Annotated in this window: 16 protein-coding genes; 8 read left to right on the top strand and 8 right to left on the bottom strand. The window is 67.8% G+C overall.

Going from position 1 to position 15,552, the window contains the following annotated elements:
* Nucleotides 1-57 precede the first annotated feature (57 nt).
* From ACH4TV_RS04645 to ACH4TV_RS04635, 3 genes are all read left to right on the top strand, one after another.
* On the top strand, nt 58-1,353 hold the full coding sequence (locus ACH4TV_RS04645) for a sensor histidine kinase (RefSeq protein ID WP_398394167.1): 1,296 nt from the start codon (nt 58-60) through the stop codon (nt 1,351-1,353).
* Nucleotides 1,350-2,018 carry a response regulator gene (locus ACH4TV_RS04640; RefSeq protein ID WP_398394165.1) on the top strand — a complete coding sequence of 223 codons (669 nt, stop codon included), beginning with the start codon at nt 1,350-1,352 and terminating at the stop codon, nt 2,016-2,018. The genes ACH4TV_RS04645 and ACH4TV_RS04640 overlap by 4 nt, the downstream gene beginning before the upstream one ends.
* Nucleotides 2,019-2,161: 143 nt before the next feature.
* Nucleotides 2,162-3,379, top strand: coding sequence for an exo-alpha-sialidase (locus ACH4TV_RS04635; RefSeq protein ID WP_398394163.1), 1,218 nt, complete (start codon nt 2,162-2,164; stop codon nt 3,377-3,379).
* A 70-nt stretch (nt 3,380-3,449) separates the two neighbouring features.
* Here the strand turns inward: ACH4TV_RS04635 and ACH4TV_RS04630 are convergent, their stop codons facing one another.
* Nucleotides 3,450-3,767, bottom strand: a complete 318-nt coding sequence (locus ACH4TV_RS04630; RefSeq protein ID WP_398394161.1) for a hypothetical protein — start codon at nt 3,765-3,767, stop codon at nt 3,450-3,452.
* Between the two features lie 475 nt (nt 3,768-4,242).
* On the opposite strand from ACH4TV_RS04630, the gene ACH4TV_RS04625 reads away from it, so the two are divergent.
* Both ACH4TV_RS04625 and ACH4TV_RS04620 read left to right on the top strand, forming a co-directional pair.
* Nucleotides 4,243-4,905: a hypothetical protein gene (locus tag ACH4TV_RS04625; RefSeq protein ID WP_398394159.1), complete on the top strand. Its 663-nt coding sequence runs from the start codon at nt 4,243-4,245 to the stop codon at nt 4,903-4,905.
* A 205-nt stretch (nt 4,906-5,110) separates the two neighbouring features.
* Complete coding sequence (locus tag ACH4TV_RS04620; RefSeq protein WP_398394158.1) at nt 5,111-5,512, top strand: hypothetical protein; 402 nt, start codon at nt 5,111-5,113, stop codon at nt 5,510-5,512.
* Between the two features lie 141 nt (nt 5,513-5,653).
* On the opposite strand, the gene ACH4TV_RS04615 is transcribed toward ACH4TV_RS04620, so the two are convergent.
* Both ACH4TV_RS04615 and ACH4TV_RS04610 read right to left on the bottom strand, forming a co-directional pair.
* The gene (locus tag ACH4TV_RS04615; RefSeq protein ID WP_398394156.1) at nt 5,654-6,442 is read right to left on the bottom strand and encodes an ATP-binding protein; all 789 of its coding nucleotides are present in this window, start codon (nt 6,440-6,442) and stop codon (nt 5,654-5,656) included.
* Between the two features lie 5 nt (nt 6,443-6,447).
* Nucleotides 6,448-6,774, bottom strand: a complete 327-nt coding sequence (locus ACH4TV_RS04610; protein WP_398394154.1) for a hypothetical protein — start codon at nt 6,772-6,774, stop codon at nt 6,448-6,450.
* A 275-nt stretch (nt 6,775-7,049) separates the two neighbouring features.
* Between ACH4TV_RS04610 and ACH4TV_RS04605 the strand changes: the two genes are divergently transcribed.
* The 3 genes from ACH4TV_RS04605 (at nt 7,050) to ACH4TV_RS04595 (ending at nt 8,642) form a co-directional block, all read left to right on the top strand.
* On the top strand, nt 7,050-7,916 hold the full coding sequence (locus ACH4TV_RS04605; protein WP_398394152.1) for a helix-turn-helix domain-containing protein: 867 nt from the start codon (nt 7,050-7,052) through the stop codon (nt 7,914-7,916).
* The gene (locus ACH4TV_RS04600; RefSeq protein WP_398394150.1) at nt 7,913-8,137 is read left to right on the top strand and encodes a DUF397 domain-containing protein; all 225 of its coding nucleotides are present in this window, start codon (nt 7,913-7,915) and stop codon (nt 8,135-8,137) included. Before ACH4TV_RS04605 ends, ACH4TV_RS04600 begins: the two co-directional genes overlap by 4 nt.
* A 115-nt stretch (nt 8,138-8,252) precedes the next feature.
* Complete coding sequence (locus ACH4TV_RS04595; protein ID WP_398394148.1) at nt 8,253-8,642, top strand: hypothetical protein; 390 nt, start codon at nt 8,253-8,255, stop codon at nt 8,640-8,642.
* Nucleotides 8,643-8,701: 59 nt separating this feature from the next.
* Here the strand turns inward: ACH4TV_RS04595 and ACH4TV_RS04590 are convergent, their stop codons facing one another.
* The 5 genes from ACH4TV_RS04590 to ACH4TV_RS04570 are packed head-to-tail and all read right to left on the bottom strand — an operon-like array spanning nt 8,702 to nt 15,375.
* The gene (locus ACH4TV_RS04590) at nt 8,702-9,637 is read right to left on the bottom strand and encodes a dihydrodipicolinate synthase family protein (protein WP_398394146.1); all 936 of its coding nucleotides are present in this window, start codon (nt 9,635-9,637) and stop codon (nt 8,702-8,704) included.
* Nucleotides 9,637-10,755: an oligopeptide/dipeptide ABC transporter ATP-binding protein gene (locus tag ACH4TV_RS04585; protein WP_398394144.1), complete on the bottom strand. Its 1,119-nt coding sequence runs from the start codon at nt 10,753-10,755 to the stop codon at nt 9,637-9,639. Before ACH4TV_RS04585 ends, ACH4TV_RS04590 begins: the two co-directional genes overlap by 1 nt.
* On the bottom strand, nt 10,752-12,734 hold the full coding sequence (locus tag ACH4TV_RS04580) for a dipeptide/oligopeptide/nickel ABC transporter permease/ATP-binding protein (protein ID WP_398395353.1): 1,983 nt from the start codon (nt 12,732-12,734) through the stop codon (nt 10,752-10,754). Before ACH4TV_RS04580 ends, ACH4TV_RS04585 begins: the two co-directional genes overlap by 4 nt.
* A gap of 8 nt (nt 12,735-12,742) precedes the next feature.
* On the bottom strand, nt 12,743-13,702 hold the full coding sequence (locus ACH4TV_RS04575) for an ABC transporter permease (RefSeq protein WP_398394142.1): 960 nt from the start codon (nt 13,700-13,702) through the stop codon (nt 12,743-12,745).
* A 38-nt stretch (nt 13,703-13,740) separates the two neighbouring features.
* Nucleotides 13,741-15,375, bottom strand: a complete 1,635-nt coding sequence (locus tag ACH4TV_RS04570) for an ABC transporter substrate-binding protein (RefSeq protein WP_398394140.1) — start codon at nt 15,373-15,375, stop codon at nt 13,741-13,743.
* Between the last annotated feature and the right edge of the window lie 177 nt (nt 15,376-15,552).

Genomic DNA, 15,552 nt, shown 5'->3' with positions numbered 1-15,552 from the left:
CGAGCACCTGGGCGCCCCTCCCTCCCGGAGGGGCGCCCGCTGACGGAGGATGAGCCCGTGCAGGCAACTACCGCAGAAGCGCACCGAGTCGGCCGAGTCGGCCGAGTCGGCAGGGTCGGTCTCGGCGAGCGGATGATGGCGGCGATCATCCGCGACCCCCGTACCGCGCCGCACGCCACCCGCAACGACGCGCTGCTGGCGCTGACGACCGCCGTGATCGGCACGGCCACAGCCCTGCTCATCGACGACGGCCGGCGCCCCGACGCGCTCGGCTGGACACTGCTGCTCGCCCTCCAGGTGCCGCTGGTGTGGCGCAGGCGCCGCCCGATGCTGGTCCTCGCACTGGTGGTGGCGCTGGTCGTGCCGTACCACGCCATGGACAACAACCACTCGGCGCCGACCCCGGCCGCGTTCGTGGCCCTCTACACGGTCGCGGTCACCGGCCGGCCCCTGCGCGCCCTGCTGACCGGCATGGCGGTCCTGGCCGTCTCCATGACGGTGATGCTGACCGTGGACACCAAACAGGCGATCGAACTCCTGCGCATCTTCGGCTGGATCATCGCCGTCCTGTTCTTCGGCGTCGACGTCCGCTTCTACCGCCAGTACGTGTCGGCCATCGTCGAGCGGGCCGAGCGCGCCGAACGCACCCGCGAGGAGGAGGCCCGCCGCCGCGTCGCCGAGGAGCGCCTGCGCATAGCCCGCGACCTCCATGACCTCCTGGCCCACACCATCACCCTCGTCGGCGTCCAGACCTCCGTGGCCGCACACGTCCTGGCCGCCGACCCCGACCGCCTGGACCGGACGGCGGTCGCCAAGTGCCTCGACGACATCGCCGAGACCTGCCGAACAGCGCGCGGTGAACTGCGTACGACGCTGGAGGTACTGCGGGACGGCCAGGGAGCGGGGACGACCGAGGCGCGCGGCCCGCTGCCGGGCCTGGCCGGCCTGCCCGACCTCGCGGAGACCGCGCGGGCATCGGGCGCGAAGGTCGAACTGGTCGTACGGGTGGAAGAGCTGCCCCCGGCCGTGGGCGCGGCCGCCTACCGGATCGTCCAGGAGGCGCTCACCAACGCCGTACGGCACGGGGGACGGAAGGATCTGACGGTACGAGTGCTGCTGCACGGGGGTGAGGGCGCGCTGCGGGTCGAGGTGACGGACGACGGGGCGGGGGCCGACGGGAGCACGGAGGGCGTCGGCTTCGGGCTGGTCGGGATGCGCGAACGGGCACGCAGCGTGGGCGGCACACTGGACGCCGGACCGGGCGAGGACGGGGGCTTCGAGGTGAACGCGGTACTTCCACTGCCGGTGAACGGGAACGGGGAGAGGCGCAGAGACGGGGTATGGGCCGGATGACCGCCATTCGTGTGCTGCTCGCCGACGACCAGACGCTCGTACGGGAGGCGTTCGCGATGCTCGTCGAGTCGGCGCCGGGCATGGAGGTCGTGGGGCAGGCGGGTACGGGCCGCCAAGCCGTCGAACTGGCCCGCAGCGCCCGCGCCGACCTGGTCGTCATGGACATCCGTATGCCCGACCTCGACGGCATCGAGGCGACCCGCCTGATCGCCGCCGACGAGGACCTGGCCGGCGTGAAGGTACTGGTCCTGACGACGTACGACACGGACGAGCACGTCGTCGACGCGCTGCGCGCGGGCGCGTCCGGCTTCCTGGTCAAGGACACGAAGCCCGCCGAACTCCTGGACGCGATCCGCACGGTGGCAGCGGGAGAGGCCCTCCTCTCCCCGGGCCCCACGGCCCGCCTGATCGCCCGTCTGCTGCGCAGCGCCGAGGCGCCGCCCCCGACGGGCGCCCCCGACTGCCTGTCGGAACGCGAACGCGGGGTGCTGAGACTGGTCGCGCGCGGCCTCAACAACACGGAGATCGCGGAGACACTGGGCCTGAGCCCCCTGACCGCGAAAACACACGTCAGCCGGATCATGGGGAAACTGGGCGCGCGGGACCGGGCCCAGCTGGTGATCGTGGCGTACGAGTCGGGGCTGGTGACACCGGGGACGGGGTGAGACGGCGCAAGGAGCGGTGGGCACACGGGTACGTATGTTCCGTACGCGCCAACGGTGGTGACGGTCCGTCAGCGGAGTTACTGTCGCTTCCTGTTGTGGTTGTACAGGCCACCCGCACGCCCCTACTCCACTGAGGGAGAGCGATGACGCCCCTGAGCCGTACCCTGCTCGCCGCCACCACCGGCGTGGCCCTGATGACTGTCACCGGCCTCACGACTGCGACCACGGCCCAGGCGGCCCCCCGCTCGACGACGTGCACCTCGTCCGTCCCCTACACCGCGGGCCAGGACGGCTACGACACCTACCGCATCCCCGCCACGGTCACCACCCGCAAGGGCACCGTCCTGGCCTTCGCCGAGGGCAGACTCAACGGCGCGGGAGACAGCGGCAACATCGATGTCGTCCTGCGCCGTTCCACCGACGGCGGCTGCACCTGGGGCCCCCTGTCGGTGGTCGCGGCCGGGGACGGTGACACACGGGGCAATCCGGCGCCGGTGGTGGACCCGAAGACGGGCCGGATCGTCCTGGTGACGTCGTACAACGACGGCGCGGTGACAGAGGCCCAGATCATGCGCGGCGAGGCGACACCGGAGCAGAGCCGCCGGGTCTTCGTCCAGACCAGCTCCGGTGCGGAGGACGGCCGCAGCTTCTCGCCCCCGCGCGACATCACCCCCCAGACGAAACTCCCGAACTGGCGCTGGTACGCGACCGGCCCGGGCCACGCGGTGTATCTGATGCAGGGGCCGCACGCAGGCAGGATCGTGATCCCGTCCAACCACTCGACAGCCCCGCCGGCCGGCTCCCCGGACACGGGCCAGGAGTCCAAGTACTACGGCGGCCACGCGATCTACAGCGACAACGCCGGCCGCACCTGGCACTTGGGCTTCGTAGACGACTCCTACGACGGCATCGAAAACGCCAACGAGACGACCGCCGCCCAACTCCCGGACGGACGCCTGTACTTCTCCTCCAGGGACCAGAACGGCCTGATGCCAGGCAACCGGTTGGACTCCTACTCGAGCGACGGCGCGGAGTCCCTGGACCGCCCGTACACCGTCCAGCCGACCCTGAACGACGTCCCGATCGTGCAGGCCAGCGTGCTCCAACTGCGGGGCGAGTCCGACGCGTTGCTGTTCTCGGGCCCTTCCGAGCCGACGGCGCGACGATCGATGGCCATCTGGAGGAGCGGCGACGGCGGGGAGACGTTCAGCAAGGTGCTGACGTTGTCGACGAAGCGGGCCGCCTACTCGGATCTGGTGCGGGTGGACCGGCGGGTGGTGGGGGTGCTTTATGAGACGGGCACGGAGGGGACGTACGAGTCGATCGAGTTTCGGCGGGTGCCGGTGGAGGCGGTGGGCTAGGGGGACGCTGGGTCCGGATACGGCTGTGCCCGGCAGCCATGCGGACTGGCTGCCGGGCACAGACCGACCGTCAGCCCAACCGCTTGACCGTGCTGTAGCCGCTGGCGCGGAGTGTGCTGGCGCTGCCGATGGTGGTGGCGCCGCCGTGGTACAGCAGCAGGGCCCCGGCCTTGTTGGTCGCCCAGATGTCGGGGTTGCCGTCGCCGGTGTTGTCCGGGCTGCCGTAGAGCTGGGGGAAGAGTTCGGGCGTCATGCCGGTGGCGTAGACGTCGTCGCCGTCCAGGCTGGCGCCCGACGTGCCCAGGCTGGTGAGGACCGTGCCCGTACGGTCGCTTTCGAGGATGCCCTTGCGGAGGTAGAGGGTGCCGCCCGCGATGCGGTAGATCATGTCGGCGGCGCCGTCGTCGTTGTAGTCGGTGATCGTGACGAAGTCCCGGGTGCCCCAGTCGGCGGTGGGCGGCCCGATCGCCAGCTTCCGAAATCTGACGGATTCGTCATTGCAAGGACGGCTGGACAGCGGAAGATGGTTTGACCATGGCTGAGATGAGTTCTGACCCGACGTGCTGCTTCTGCTACGGAATCATTCAGAGTACCGAAGATCCGTTCGCCATGAGAATCAGGGTCGGCCTGCTTGCCGGTGATCTCAACCAGACTCTCTATGCACACCCGACGTGCTTCAGAGAGCGTCTGCATGCCGACCTTGATTTCTGGTGGGAGCACTCGGAATAAACATGGGAAGTAAGCGTTCAGAAGATCGGCCGTGCTTCTGTCTCCTGACGATGTGACACGTGCGGGGTGGGTTACGGCAGCGCTGACCTGAATGCCAAAAACGTGCCATCCACGCTCACGATCGAGGTGAATCCATGACCAATCCGAGTGCCGCAACTGTGCGACGTGTGACGAAGGACTGGGCTGCGGCGTTCCCCGGGTTCACCGTCTGGCGTCCCCTACACCTCTTGCGCCGGATCGGTCCGGTCGTGCAGGGGATCTGCCTCGACCGGTCGACATCCGGGGACGGATACTGCCCGACAGCGCATGTGCATGCGCTGACCAGGGAGTTCCCCGTGATCTCCTTGACCCTGGGACACCGCCTGGAGCGTCTTTCCGGGCAGCCGGAAGCCGTGCTCTTCACTCGTCAGGAAGGAGAGTTCCAGCGTGCGGTCGACGCCTTGAAAGCACAGAGCCGGCTTTCCCTCGACGTGCCGCCGTCGCTGGAAGAGATCGTGAGGGAGTATCACTCGTCTTCCTCCGCCCGCCAGGAAAAGGGATTTCCCCCAGCCGTGATGGAGATGGAGGACAGCATTCTCATTGCCGCGGCGGCCCACAGACGCGATCTCGTCGAGGACAGCTTGAGCATTGCCACCGACCTCGCCAGCAAGTGGCCGAAGGCCAGACTGCCGCTCACTTGGGTCTCCGCGGACGCCTGGCTCGAAGGCATGCGGAATAAGGCGGACGCCGCGGAGGCACTGGCGGAGACCGTCACTGGCCAGGTCGCCGCGCACAAGCTCGACAAGCTCAAGGAATGATCAGAGCCTTGTTCGTCTAGCACGTGCGGAACCCGGGCTACCTCACACCCGTCGGCCTGCCGCCCGCGTCCGTGTTCTTCGCCGAGGACGAGTCCGACCAGCACAGGCAGCGTCTACTTTGTGACCTGCGATCACCACATGATGGGTTGTCTCCACACGCCTACGATCAACGGTGGTCGTACCTACTGCGAACATGAGGAGCACCGTGCAGGTCGCCGGAGTCGACATCTACGTGAATCACCCTGTGCTGCACCTGGGAGCGACCGACTGGGTTCCCGTCTCTCTCGCTCTGGACTCTGCACCTGCGGCGAGCTGTGACACTCACGTGGCTGTTCGGGTTCGAGCGCAGAGGGGACTGATCAAAGTGCGTCTCTTCACGCAGCCTCAAGCGCTGCAGGCCGAAGGGCCCGACCCAGATTTCACCACAGTCTTCGATGGCCTTCTTCTGCTGCCTGACGGCCGTATCGCAATTGGCGATGTTGAACAACTGACCCGCTTCGCGCATCGAGTGGGCGACCGCGGTGAGTTCCGCGTGCGTGTCGCGGTGGACTCGCCGGGGCCAGACGCGGGCGCCATCGACATCACTATCACTCGCCCCAGCGAATGACCTGAGGGGACGACCACCTCGGCTACCGATAAGTGGCTCGGAGACCGAGCGGCCCGAGTGGCCGTACGGAGCCGTAGTCCTGTGAACTTCGGCCCCATAGGCAGTTCTTCAGCATCGGGCGTGAGGTTGGAAGCATTGCGGTTACGGGTGGAGTCGCGCGGGTTGTCCGACATGGGCCGAGGTATCGGTGTCGACCTCGGCCCACACCGTCAGGCCGCTGTTCCTTTGCCGTCGTCCCCACCGGGCTGCCAGTACGTCAGTGATCAGCAGCCCTCTCCCATGCTCTTCGTCTGGCCCCGGTCTGGCCGACGTAGGCATCACCTGCCTGTGCCCTTCGCCTTCGTCGGTCACGCTGACGGTGGCCGTCTTCGCGGCCAGGGTCAGCGCGAGTGTGATGGTTCGGCTGTCGCTGTGTTCCAGGGCGTTGGCCACCAACTCCCCGGTGATCGTTTCCAAAGAGTCCACCGTCCCGGTAGGGAGATCCCGCAACTCGGCCATGTTCCGTACGCAGCGCCGGGCGGCGCGAGCAGAGGCGAGGTTCGAGCCCGGGAGTGAGAGCGCGACGAGCGCTTGGAGGCCGGACGAGGTGTGGGCGAGTGCGTCATGGATGTCCTCATCGAGCTGAGGAGCGCCGTGCCCCACGGCTCCGAGGCGTGCACCCCGGCACTCGGCGATGAGAAGTGCGTCGCGGAGTGCGTCCGCCAACTGGTTTGCCAGCGCGCCGAGTTCGCTGATCGATAGCTCAGGGGCTGCGATCACCTCCTTCGCACGGCCAAGCAGCCTGTCCGCGAGGCTGAGTTGTACGGCTTCGACCCGGTCGGCGATCCGGGTGACGGGGCCGTCGCCGTCGGAGATGAGGAGGCATGGCTGACCCTCGCTTCCGGTCCAGGGCAGAAGCCGTACCGGGTGATTCACTTCGCCGTCACTCACGTCCATCACGCAACCTCCAGCCGACGATGAGCGTCGCGCGAGTGGAGGTCGACACCGTAGGCGGCGAACCACGGGGTTTCGCGGCCCAGCCGCTGAAGTCGGGCCGTCTCCTCGTGCTCGTACGCGGTGAGGTAAGGGCGGACCAGCGCGATGGAGGCTCCGTCGATGGGCTCGTACCAGGCGCGGACTGTCGGGGCGACTGGGACGCGGGGTTTGGTGCGCCGAGATGCCTGCGGCGGCACCCGTGGAAGCAACAGGTACCTCTGGTGGTGCCGTCCAGGCGACGAGAGCGACCTTGCCCAGTCGGTGAGTTTCCTGGTCAGTTGGCGCATGAAGACTCCCTCGGTGTGGTCTGGCACGCGGACTGAATGTCCATGGGTTCTTGCGAGACAGCCGTTACCGACCGCGTCGGCGGGGCGCGGCTGTCTGAACGCGGCAGGCTCGCCAACGTGACGCGCTTAAAGGGTGAGTTGTCGGCTGCCCGCTCTTCCAAGATTGCGTACGAGCAACATTGCTCGCAAGGTGTCTCACTCGAAAGAGTTCTCAGAAGGAAACCGGCGCCTGTGATCCGTGTGCGGCGATACCCTGCGCGGCAGGGAGGTAGAACATGACCGATGCCCAGCCCAACCTGCACAGAAGGCGCCTCGGACTAGAGCTCCGGTCGCTGCGCAAAGCGGCGGGAATGAGCCTCGCCGAGGCGGCAGGTGCGCTGTCGCTGTCCGGCGCCCCGGCGCTCAGCAAGATCGAGAACGGCAAGCAGCGAGTCCCTCCCATCTCGCTCGCCGGCTTCTTCGAGGTGTACGGACTTCAGGACAAGGACCGCGTCGACAAGCTCCGCAGGCTCGCCTCGCTCGCGAACTCGGGGCGCCGGACGAACCTCCTGGATCAGTACCGCCAGTCCATCCGCGACCCGTTCGCCGAGTACCTGCACCTTGAGGAACTGGCTTCCAAGAGCGACACGTTCGCCTGGGTGGTGCCAGGGCTGCTTCAGACCGCGGACTATGCCCGAGCCGTCGTGGAACGCAGCCGGAAGTGGCAGACCGACCGTGAGATCGACAGCTTCGTCGAGCTTCGCATGGTCCGGCAGGAGGCGTTGTCGCGTGAGAACCCGCTGCATCTGTGGTGCGTGCTCGACGAGTCCGCGCTGCAACGCGAAGTGGGCGGAAAACGCGTGATGAAGGCCCAGCTTGAGCGGCTGCTCGACGTCACCGCCCAGAACAAGAACGTGGCGATCCAGGTTCTCCCGTTCGCGTACGGGGCCCATGCCGGCGTCGACGGGCCGTTCCACCTGCTGCACTTCCCCGCGGGACCGCCCGTGGCCGTGGTCGAGCCGATGACAACGTCGTTGTACCTGGAGGAAGATAGCGACATCGGACGTTACGAAACCGCCTTCAATCATCTCCGCACCGAAGCGCTCGACGCGGAAGCCTCCCAGCGCTACATCCACGATCTGATCAAGGACCGCTACACATGAACAAGAAGGTCGACCTCACCAACGCCACCTGGGCCAAGAGCGACCTGAGCAACGGCGGCGACAACTGCCTGGAGGTCGCCTTCGTCGACGGCGTGGTTGCCCTGCGTGACTCCAACGACATCGGTGATCCCGATGCCCGGATACTCGTCGTCTCCGAGGACGACTACCGCGCCTTCGTCGGAGGCATAGCCAAGGGTCAGAGCGGCCTCCTGCTGAAGTAGAGACGCCAGGCGGAGCACGTCACACCCCCGGTACCGTGGCACCGACACCGTGAAAGGGAGCCGCAACGCCGTGACCACACACCCGGCAAACTCCGGCCCGTCCCATCGCCCGCCCATGCGTACCATCGGCGAACTACGTGCCGCCCTCACCATGGGCTACGGCTTCCCCGGCGATGCCGACGACTTCGAGGCCGACCTGGCCCGCGAGATCAACCACTCCGACCCCGCGGACCTCACCGGAGTCGTGCGCTTGGTCGAGGAGTTCCGTGGCCGGATCATCGCCCGCCAGGATCCCGAATTCGACAATGCTGTCGACTCGGCTGTCGCGGAGATCAGTACGGCCCGAGGGACCGAGATTTTCGGCACCGCAACGAAGGTCGCCACGGCTGACGCGGTCAAGCGTCGGAAGCGCGCGTCGTTCCTGGGCTGGCTTGCTGAAGGCGGCTTGCCCAACCTGACCGGCGCGGCCGAGGGCTTGGACGACGACCCGCACCAGGCCACATGAGCGAGCGCTTCCGCAAGTGCCGGACCGCTCGCTGCCCCTGATCTGGACCTGCCTCCGCCTTACAACAACCCCGCCCCCGCCAAGAACTTCCCCACCCTCTCCACCTCGTCCTCCGACAACGGAATCTGCGGATCAGCGGTCACCGGACAGTCGATGACCCCCCGCAGATACAGCGCCGACTTGAACGCCCCCAGCCCCGCCGAGCTCCCGCCCATCCGCACCGGGTCCCCCGCCCCCACCATCCCGAACAGCACGCACAACCGTTCCTGCTCGGCCCGCGCCCGTTCCCAGTCGCCCGCTCGGCAGAACCGGTCCAGGCGTACGTAACCGTCCGGGTCGACGTTCGCGAGCCCCGGTACCGCCCCGTCCGCTCCCATTGCCAGGGCCGAGTCCACCAGCAGCTCGCTGCCCGTCAGGACGCTGAAGTCGCTGATGCCGGGGTGGGTTCGTACGCCCGTCACCACCGCTCGGAACGAGGCCAGGTCGCCGCTGGAGTCCTTCAGGCCGGCGAGGACGCCGTCGGCGGCCAGTTCCAGGACCAGGGCCGGGGCCAGTTTGCTGTGGACGGAGGCCGGGAGGTCGTACGCCACGATCGGGACCGGGCTGCCCGACGCCACCAGGCGGAAGTGGCGGGAGATCTCCGAGGGGTGTGTACGGGTGTAGAAGGGCGCCGTGACGACCACCGCGTCCGCGCCGGCCGCCGAGACCGACCGTACGTGGTCCAGTACCCGGGGTGTCGTCATGTCGATCGCGCCCGCGAGGACCGGCAGCGCGCCGGCGACATGGCCCACCACCGTCTCCACCACGAGCCTGCGCTGATCGTCCGTCAGATACGCCGTCTCCGACGACGAACCGAGGACGAACAGGCCGTCCACGCCCGCCTCCACCAGGTGGTCGACGAGCCTGACGAGTGAGCGGACGTCCACCTCGCGGTCCGGTGTCAGGGGAGTGCAGACGGGAGGGACGACACCGGTCAGCGGGGTGGGGAAGGTCATCAGGGCTCCCTGGGGTCTTTCGGGGTGTGCGGTGGTGCTACGGGAAGGTCCCGCAGGTCAGCGGCCACGTCGGGCACGGCGGCGACCGCCTGGGCGACCAGGTCCCGCGTCGCCCGGCCCTCCTCCACAGGGTGGTGGCAACGGAACCGGTGTCCCGGGATTGACGCGGCCGTGAACTCCGGCATCGACTCCGCGCACACCTCCGCCGCCTTCCAGCAGCGCGTACGGAACGGGCAGCCGGACGGTGGGCGCGTCGCTGAGGGGACCGGGCCTACCAGCGGAATCGGGTCGATGGGGTCCAGCAAGCCCGGCGTCGCCGAGAACAGTGCTCGTGTGTACGGGTGACGGGCCCGGTCCGTCACCTCGTCCGCCGGGGACTCCTCCACGATCCGGCCCAGGTACATGGTGATCACCCGGTCGCTCATCCGCCGTACCGTCTGGATGTCGTGCGAGACGAAGACCAGTGCCAGGCCCAGCCGCTCCTTCAGGTCCAGGAGGAGGTTCAGGATCTGGGCGCGTACCGACACGTCCAGGGCGCTGGTCGGTTCGTCCGCCACTACCAGGTCCGGGTCCAGCGCCAACGCCCGTGCGATCGCCACTCGTTGGCGTTGGCCGCCTGAGAGCTGGCCCGGGAGGCCGTCCGCCAGAGCTCGCGGGAGGCCCACCAGGCCCATCAACTCCCTTACCCGGTCCTCCCGTTCCTTCGGCGTGCCTCGCCTGTGGACGTCCAGCGGGTCCCGGAGGATCTGGCGGACCGTCAGGCGGCGGTTCAGGGCCGTCGACGGGTCCTGGAAGATCATGCCGGTGCCCGTTCCGATGGCCGACCTGCGCTCCGCCGGTTTCATCGTCCACAAGTCGGCGCCGCGGAACGACACTTGGCCCGATGTGGGTGTCTGTACGCCCACCAGCACCTTCGCCAGCGTTGACTTTCCGCAGCCCGACTCGCCGACCACGCCCACCGTTTCGCCGGGCGCGACCCTGAAGTCGGCGGCTGTCAGGGCGTACACGCGGTCCCGGGTGAACAGGCCGCCGCTGCGGGCCTTGTGGACCACGTGAGTGTCCGACAGCTCGACCAACGGGGTCGACACAGCCGTGCTGACAGCCGTATTGCTGCTCACTGCAACCTCTCGCTTCCCGACGGCTGAGGCGTCGTCAGGTCGATCGCCGGATGGTGGCAGGCCGCCAAGTGGGTTGAGGCGCCCAGGAGATCGGGGGCTGTGGTGCGGCAGACCTCCGTTGCGATCGGGCAACGGTCCGCGAAGCGGCAGCCCTTGGGGAAGTCGGCGGGGGAGGGGACCGTGCCCTTGATCTGGGTCATGCGGACCGCCGCCGACTCCAGCGACAGCACGCTGCCCAGCAGGCCTCGGGTGTAGTGGTGGGACGGGGCGCCGACCAGGTCCGCCGTCACGCCCGTCTCGACGATCTGGCCGCCGTACATCACGACCACCCGGTCCGTCACGTCCGCCACCAGGGCCAGGTCGTGCGAGACCAGGATCAGGGCGAAGTCCAGTTCCTCGCGCAGGCGCAGGAGCAGTTCGATGATCTGGGCCTGGACCGTGACGTCCAGTGCTGTTGTCGGTTCGTCCGCGACGATCAGTTTTGGCTGGCGGGACAGGGCCATCGCGATCAGGACCCGTTGGCGCTGGCCGCCCGACAGTTCGTGCGGGTAGCTGCGGAGGGTGCGGTCGGGGTCCAGGCCGACCAGGCCCAGCAGTTCCTCCGGCGGGCGGTGGCCTCCTCGGCGTACGACCTGCTTGAGTTGTGAGCGGATCGTCATCGCCGGGTTCAGGGACGACAGGGCGTCCTGGTAGATCATCGCCATCTCGTGGCCCAGCAGTTTGCGGCGGACGCGCATCGGTTCCGTCAACAAGTCCCGTTGGTTGAAGCGGACTTGGCCCGTCACCCGGGCGCCCTTCGGTTCCAGGCCCATCACCGTCAGGGCGGTCAGGGACTTGCCGCAGCCCGACTCGCCCACCAGGCCCAGGACTTCGCCCGGGTGGACCTCGAAGCTGATGCCGTCGACGATGTTCACGCCGGCGTGGCGGGCCGCGAAGCCGATTGTCAGGTTCTCAACCGCCAGTACTGGTAGACCCGTTGGGGCCGGGCGGGCCCTCGTGCGCAGGCGCTGTGCCGCCTCCGTCAGGCCCGGGAGGGCCAGGACCTTGCCGGTGCCCGGCTCCGGGGCCTCCAGCGGGTCCTCCTCGTCCCGTACCTCGACGTCCCGCGCCGCCGGTGCCGCCCAGGCGTCCGACACGCCCTCCGAGAGGACGTTCAGCGACAGCACCGTGATCAGCATCAGCAGGCCCGGGAAGACCGTCGCCCACCAACCGCCGGTCAGGACCATGTTCTTGCCGTCCGCGATGACGCTTCCCCAGGACGGGTCCGGCGGTCGTACGCCCGCGCCGATGAAGGAGAGCGATGCCTCGAAGACGATCGCCTCGGCCACCTGCACCGTGCAGAACACCAGTACCGGGGCTGCGCAGTTGATCGCCACGTGCTTCAGGACGATGTGTGGCGTTCGGGCGCCGATCACCCGTTCCGCCGTCACGTAGTCCTCGCCGTACTGGTCCAGGACGTTCGCCCGGACCACCCTTGCCACGGGCGGAGTGAAGAGGAACGCGATCGCGCAGATCAGGACCGTGATGCCGCCGCCGAAGACCGCCACGAGTACGGCGGCCAGCGCGATGCCCGGGAAGGCCATCACCACGTCCAGGCAGCGCATCAGCGTCTCGTCGACCGCCTTGCGGGACGTCGCCGCGATCGCGCCGATCAGCGCGCCCACGGTCAGGGCCAGTGCGGTGGCGCCGAGGCCGATCGCGAGGGACCAGCGGGCGCCGTACATCAGCCGGCTCAGGATGTCGCGGCCCAGGCTGTCCTGGCCCATCCAGTGCTCGGCGGAGGGCGCTCCCGTGCCGCCGACCAGGGGCTGTTGGTCCAGGGGGTCGTCGGGGGCGAGGTAGGGGGCGAAGACCGCCAGGAACACCACGAGGGCCAGGAAGCAGACGGCGATCCGGGAGAGGACCGGGAGGCGGCGCCAGCCTCGGAGGCGGATGCCGGGGCGGGAGAGGAGGGCGGCCAGGCGCCCCCTTTCGAACATCATGAACATCAGGCCGCATCCCTCAATCGTGGGTTGACCAGGAGATAGAGGATGTCGATGACCAGGTTCACGACCACGAAACCGGTCGCCGTCGTCAGGACGACTCCCTGGACAACAGCCGGGTCGCCGTTCTTCACGGCGTCGATCATCAGCTTGCCCATCCCGGGGAGCGAGAAGATCGTCTCGATGACGACCGCGCCGCCGAGCAGGTAGCCGACGCGCAGGCCCAGGACGGTGAGCGGGTTGATGAGGGCGTTGCGCAGGACGTTGCGGCCCACGACCACTCTCGGTGGCAGGCCGCTGCCGATCGCCGTACGGACGTAGTCCTTGTCCAACTCCTCGACCACTGCCGTACGGACGATGCGGGTGAGCTGTGCCGCCACCGGGAGGGAGAGCGCGAAGGCGGGCAGGGTCATGGTTTTCAGCCAGCCCGTGAAGGAGTCGGCCGGGTTGATGTAGCCGCCGGTCGGGAACCAGCCCAGGTCGACGGCCAGGTACTGGATCATCAGCAGCGCCAGCCAGAAGCCCGGCGCCGCGACGCCCGTCAGGGACACGACGCGGATGATCTGGTCGGGGAGGCGGTCGCGGTAGATGGCCGCCGTCACGCCGCCGAGGAGGGACAGGACCACCGCGATACCCAGGCCCAGGAAGGTGAGTTGGAGGGTGAGGGGGAGGGCGGTGGTGACCTGGTCGATCACCGGGGCGCGGGTGAGTGCGCTGATGCCCATGTCGCCATGGAGCAGGTCACCGATGAAGTTGACGTAGCGGACGGGGAACGGATCGAGCAGGCCGTTCTCCTCGCGGAAGTCGTGCAGTTGCTGCGGGGTCGGGTTGGCGCCCTGGAAGAACGCGGAGGCCGGGTCGACGTCCGAGAACCGCATGACGAGGAACACGAACAGCACGATGCCGAGCATCAGCGGGACGAGCAGAATGATCCTGCGGGCCAGGATCCTGGCGATGGCGACCACGTACGAACTCCCGTGCAGTCAGCGGTGTTTGGCAGTGGCTAGACCCACTTGGCCTGGAGGAGGTTGATGCCCGGGTACGGCTGTGCCCTTATGCCGGTGAGCTTCTTGGGGTCCCAGGCCGTCATCAGCTCGTTGTGGACGACCGGGTAGAGCACGGCCTCCTCGGCGACGACGTCGATGTAGTCCTGGATCATCAGCTTCTTCTTCTCCGGGTCCGACTGCTGGGTCGCCTGGTCCATGTCCCGGAAGAGCTGCTTGGCCACGGAGTTGTCGGCCCAACGGGCGTAGCCCATCCAGAGATTCTCCGGGCCGTAGTTGTAGTGCATGATCAGGTCCGCGTCGAGGCCGAACTGGTTGGGGTTCGAAGCCGCCGACACCACCTGGTAGTTCTGCTTCTGGTCCATCTTCGTGAACACCGCGGTGGTTTCCTGCGGGTTGAGGGTCGTCTCGACGCCGATCGCGTCCCAGGACGCCTTGATGGTGGGCAGGCAGTCGACGATCCAGCTGACGTTCACCGACAGGATCTCGATCTTCAGACCGCTGACCCCGGCCTCCTTCAGGAGCGCCTTCGCCTTCTCCGGGTCGTAGTCGTAGACCACCTTTGCCGCCCGGTAGCTGGGGTTGGCCTCGTTGAGGAAGGACGAGGACGGCTTGCCGTGGCCCTTGAGCGCCACCTCCACCATCTTCCCCGTGTCGATGGCGTAGTGCAGCGCCTGGCGGACCCGTACGTCGTCGAAGGGCTTGCGCTTGGTGTTGAACATCAGGAACAGGTTGTTCATCCCCGCCCCGCCCTGGACGTCCATCCCCCCGCTCTCGAGCTGCTGGATGTTGGCGTACGGGATGTTGTCGGCGATCTGCGCGCCGGCACTGGACCCCGAGATCTTGGCGACGCGGGGCGCGGCATCCACTATCGTCATCCAGTTCATCTTCTTGAACGCCGCTTTTCGTGGCCCGTTGTAGGCGGCGAACGCCTCGAAGGTCGTGTTCGACTTCGGGTGGTGCGCGGTCTGGCGGTACGGGCCCGAGCCGATCGCCTTTCCCTTGATCGCCTCGTCCCAGCCGCCCGGCTGGGAGTACACGTGCTTCGGCATGATCTTCGCGAGCGTGAGCCGGGAAATCCCCTCCGGGAAGGGGAACTTGAGCACCAGCTCGACATTCTGCGCGTCGACCTTTTTCACTTCTTTCAGCCAGCTGGCGAAAAACCCCTTGGCGAGTGTCTGCGTGTTCGGATCAAGGATTCGATCGAATACGAAGACCACGTCGTCGGCGGTGACCGGCTTGCCGTCGTGGAAGGTGGCCCCGGCCCGCAGCGTGAACTTCCAGGAGGTGCCGGTGAGGTCGCCGGGGACCGCTGTGGCGAGCGCCGCGTAGGGCTCGCGGGAGATCGGGTCGGTGTCGAGCAGGCCCTCGTAGATGTGGTTGTTGGCGGCCATGGAGAAGGCCGAGGCCGTCTGCGTCGGGTCCCAGCTGCCGTCGTTTCCGTAGCCGATCACGGCGGTGAGCGTGCTGTTCGCGCCCCCGGCGCCGCCCTCGGTGTCGTTGGTGGACTCCGGCCCGGACGAACAGGCCGACAGCGAGGAGGAAATGGCGGCGGCACCCAGGGCGCCGGTGTACTTCAGGAACGACCGGCGGTGTGGGGCGGCCGGTACGTGGCGGGTTACGTCGCGGGTCACGTCGCGCACGATTCCTCCAGCGGGGTGGGGTCCGAAAAGGTGAGGAGATACGACGTCCTACGTCATAGGGGGCAGCGTGACCATAAGAGGGGCGGTGGGGCCGGTCAAGAGATCGCACACGAATGGCGTATCTGCCAGAGGTGCGACCAATGACGATATGAAATTCGACCACGGCTG

It is taken from the genome of Streptomyces sp. NPDC020898, from assembly GCF_044333925.1.
Classification (GTDB): domain Bacteria; phylum Actinomycetota; class Actinomycetes; order Streptomycetales; family Streptomycetaceae; genus Streptomyces.
Note: the sequence above shows the minus strand (reverse complement) of the source record. Positions and strands in the feature narration are given on the sequence as shown.

Excerpts from the sequence above, each read along its gene's own strand:
- ACH4TV_RS04605 (WP_398394152.1), top strand. The coding sequence starts at position 7,050 with ATGACCGATGCCCAGCCCAACCTGCACAGAAGGCGCCTCGGACTAGAG.
- ACH4TV_RS04580 (WP_398395353.1), bottom strand. The coding sequence starts at position 12,734 with ATGTTCGAAAGGGGGCGCCTGGCCGCCCTCCTCTCCCGCCCCGGCATC.
- ACH4TV_RS04590 (WP_398394146.1), bottom strand. The coding sequence starts at position 9,637 with ATGACCTTCCCCACCCCGCTGACCGGTGTCGTCCCTCCCGTCTGCACT.
- ACH4TV_RS04610 (WP_398394154.1), bottom strand. The coding sequence starts at position 6,774 with ATGCGCCAACTGACCAGGAAACTCACCGACTGGGCAAGGTCGCTCTCG.
- ACH4TV_RS04635 (WP_398394163.1), top strand. The coding sequence starts at position 2,162 with ATGACGCCCCTGAGCCGTACCCTGCTCGCCGCCACCACCGGCGTGGCC.
- ACH4TV_RS04630 (WP_398394161.1), bottom strand. The coding sequence starts at position 3,767 with ATGATCTACCGCATCGCGGGCGGCACCCTCTACCTCCGCAAGGGCATC.
- ACH4TV_RS04595 (WP_398394148.1), top strand. The coding sequence starts at position 8,253 with ATGCGTACCATCGGCGAACTACGTGCCGCCCTCACCATGGGCTACGGC.
- ACH4TV_RS04625 (WP_398394159.1), top strand. The coding sequence starts at position 4,243 with ATGACCAATCCGAGTGCCGCAACTGTGCGACGTGTGACGAAGGACTGG.
- ACH4TV_RS04640 (WP_398394165.1), top strand. The coding sequence starts at position 1,350 with ATGACCGCCATTCGTGTGCTGCTCGCCGACGACCAGACGCTCGTACGG.
- ACH4TV_RS04600 (WP_398394150.1), top strand. The coding sequence starts at position 7,913 with ATGAACAAGAAGGTCGACCTCACCAACGCCACCTGGGCCAAGAGCGAC.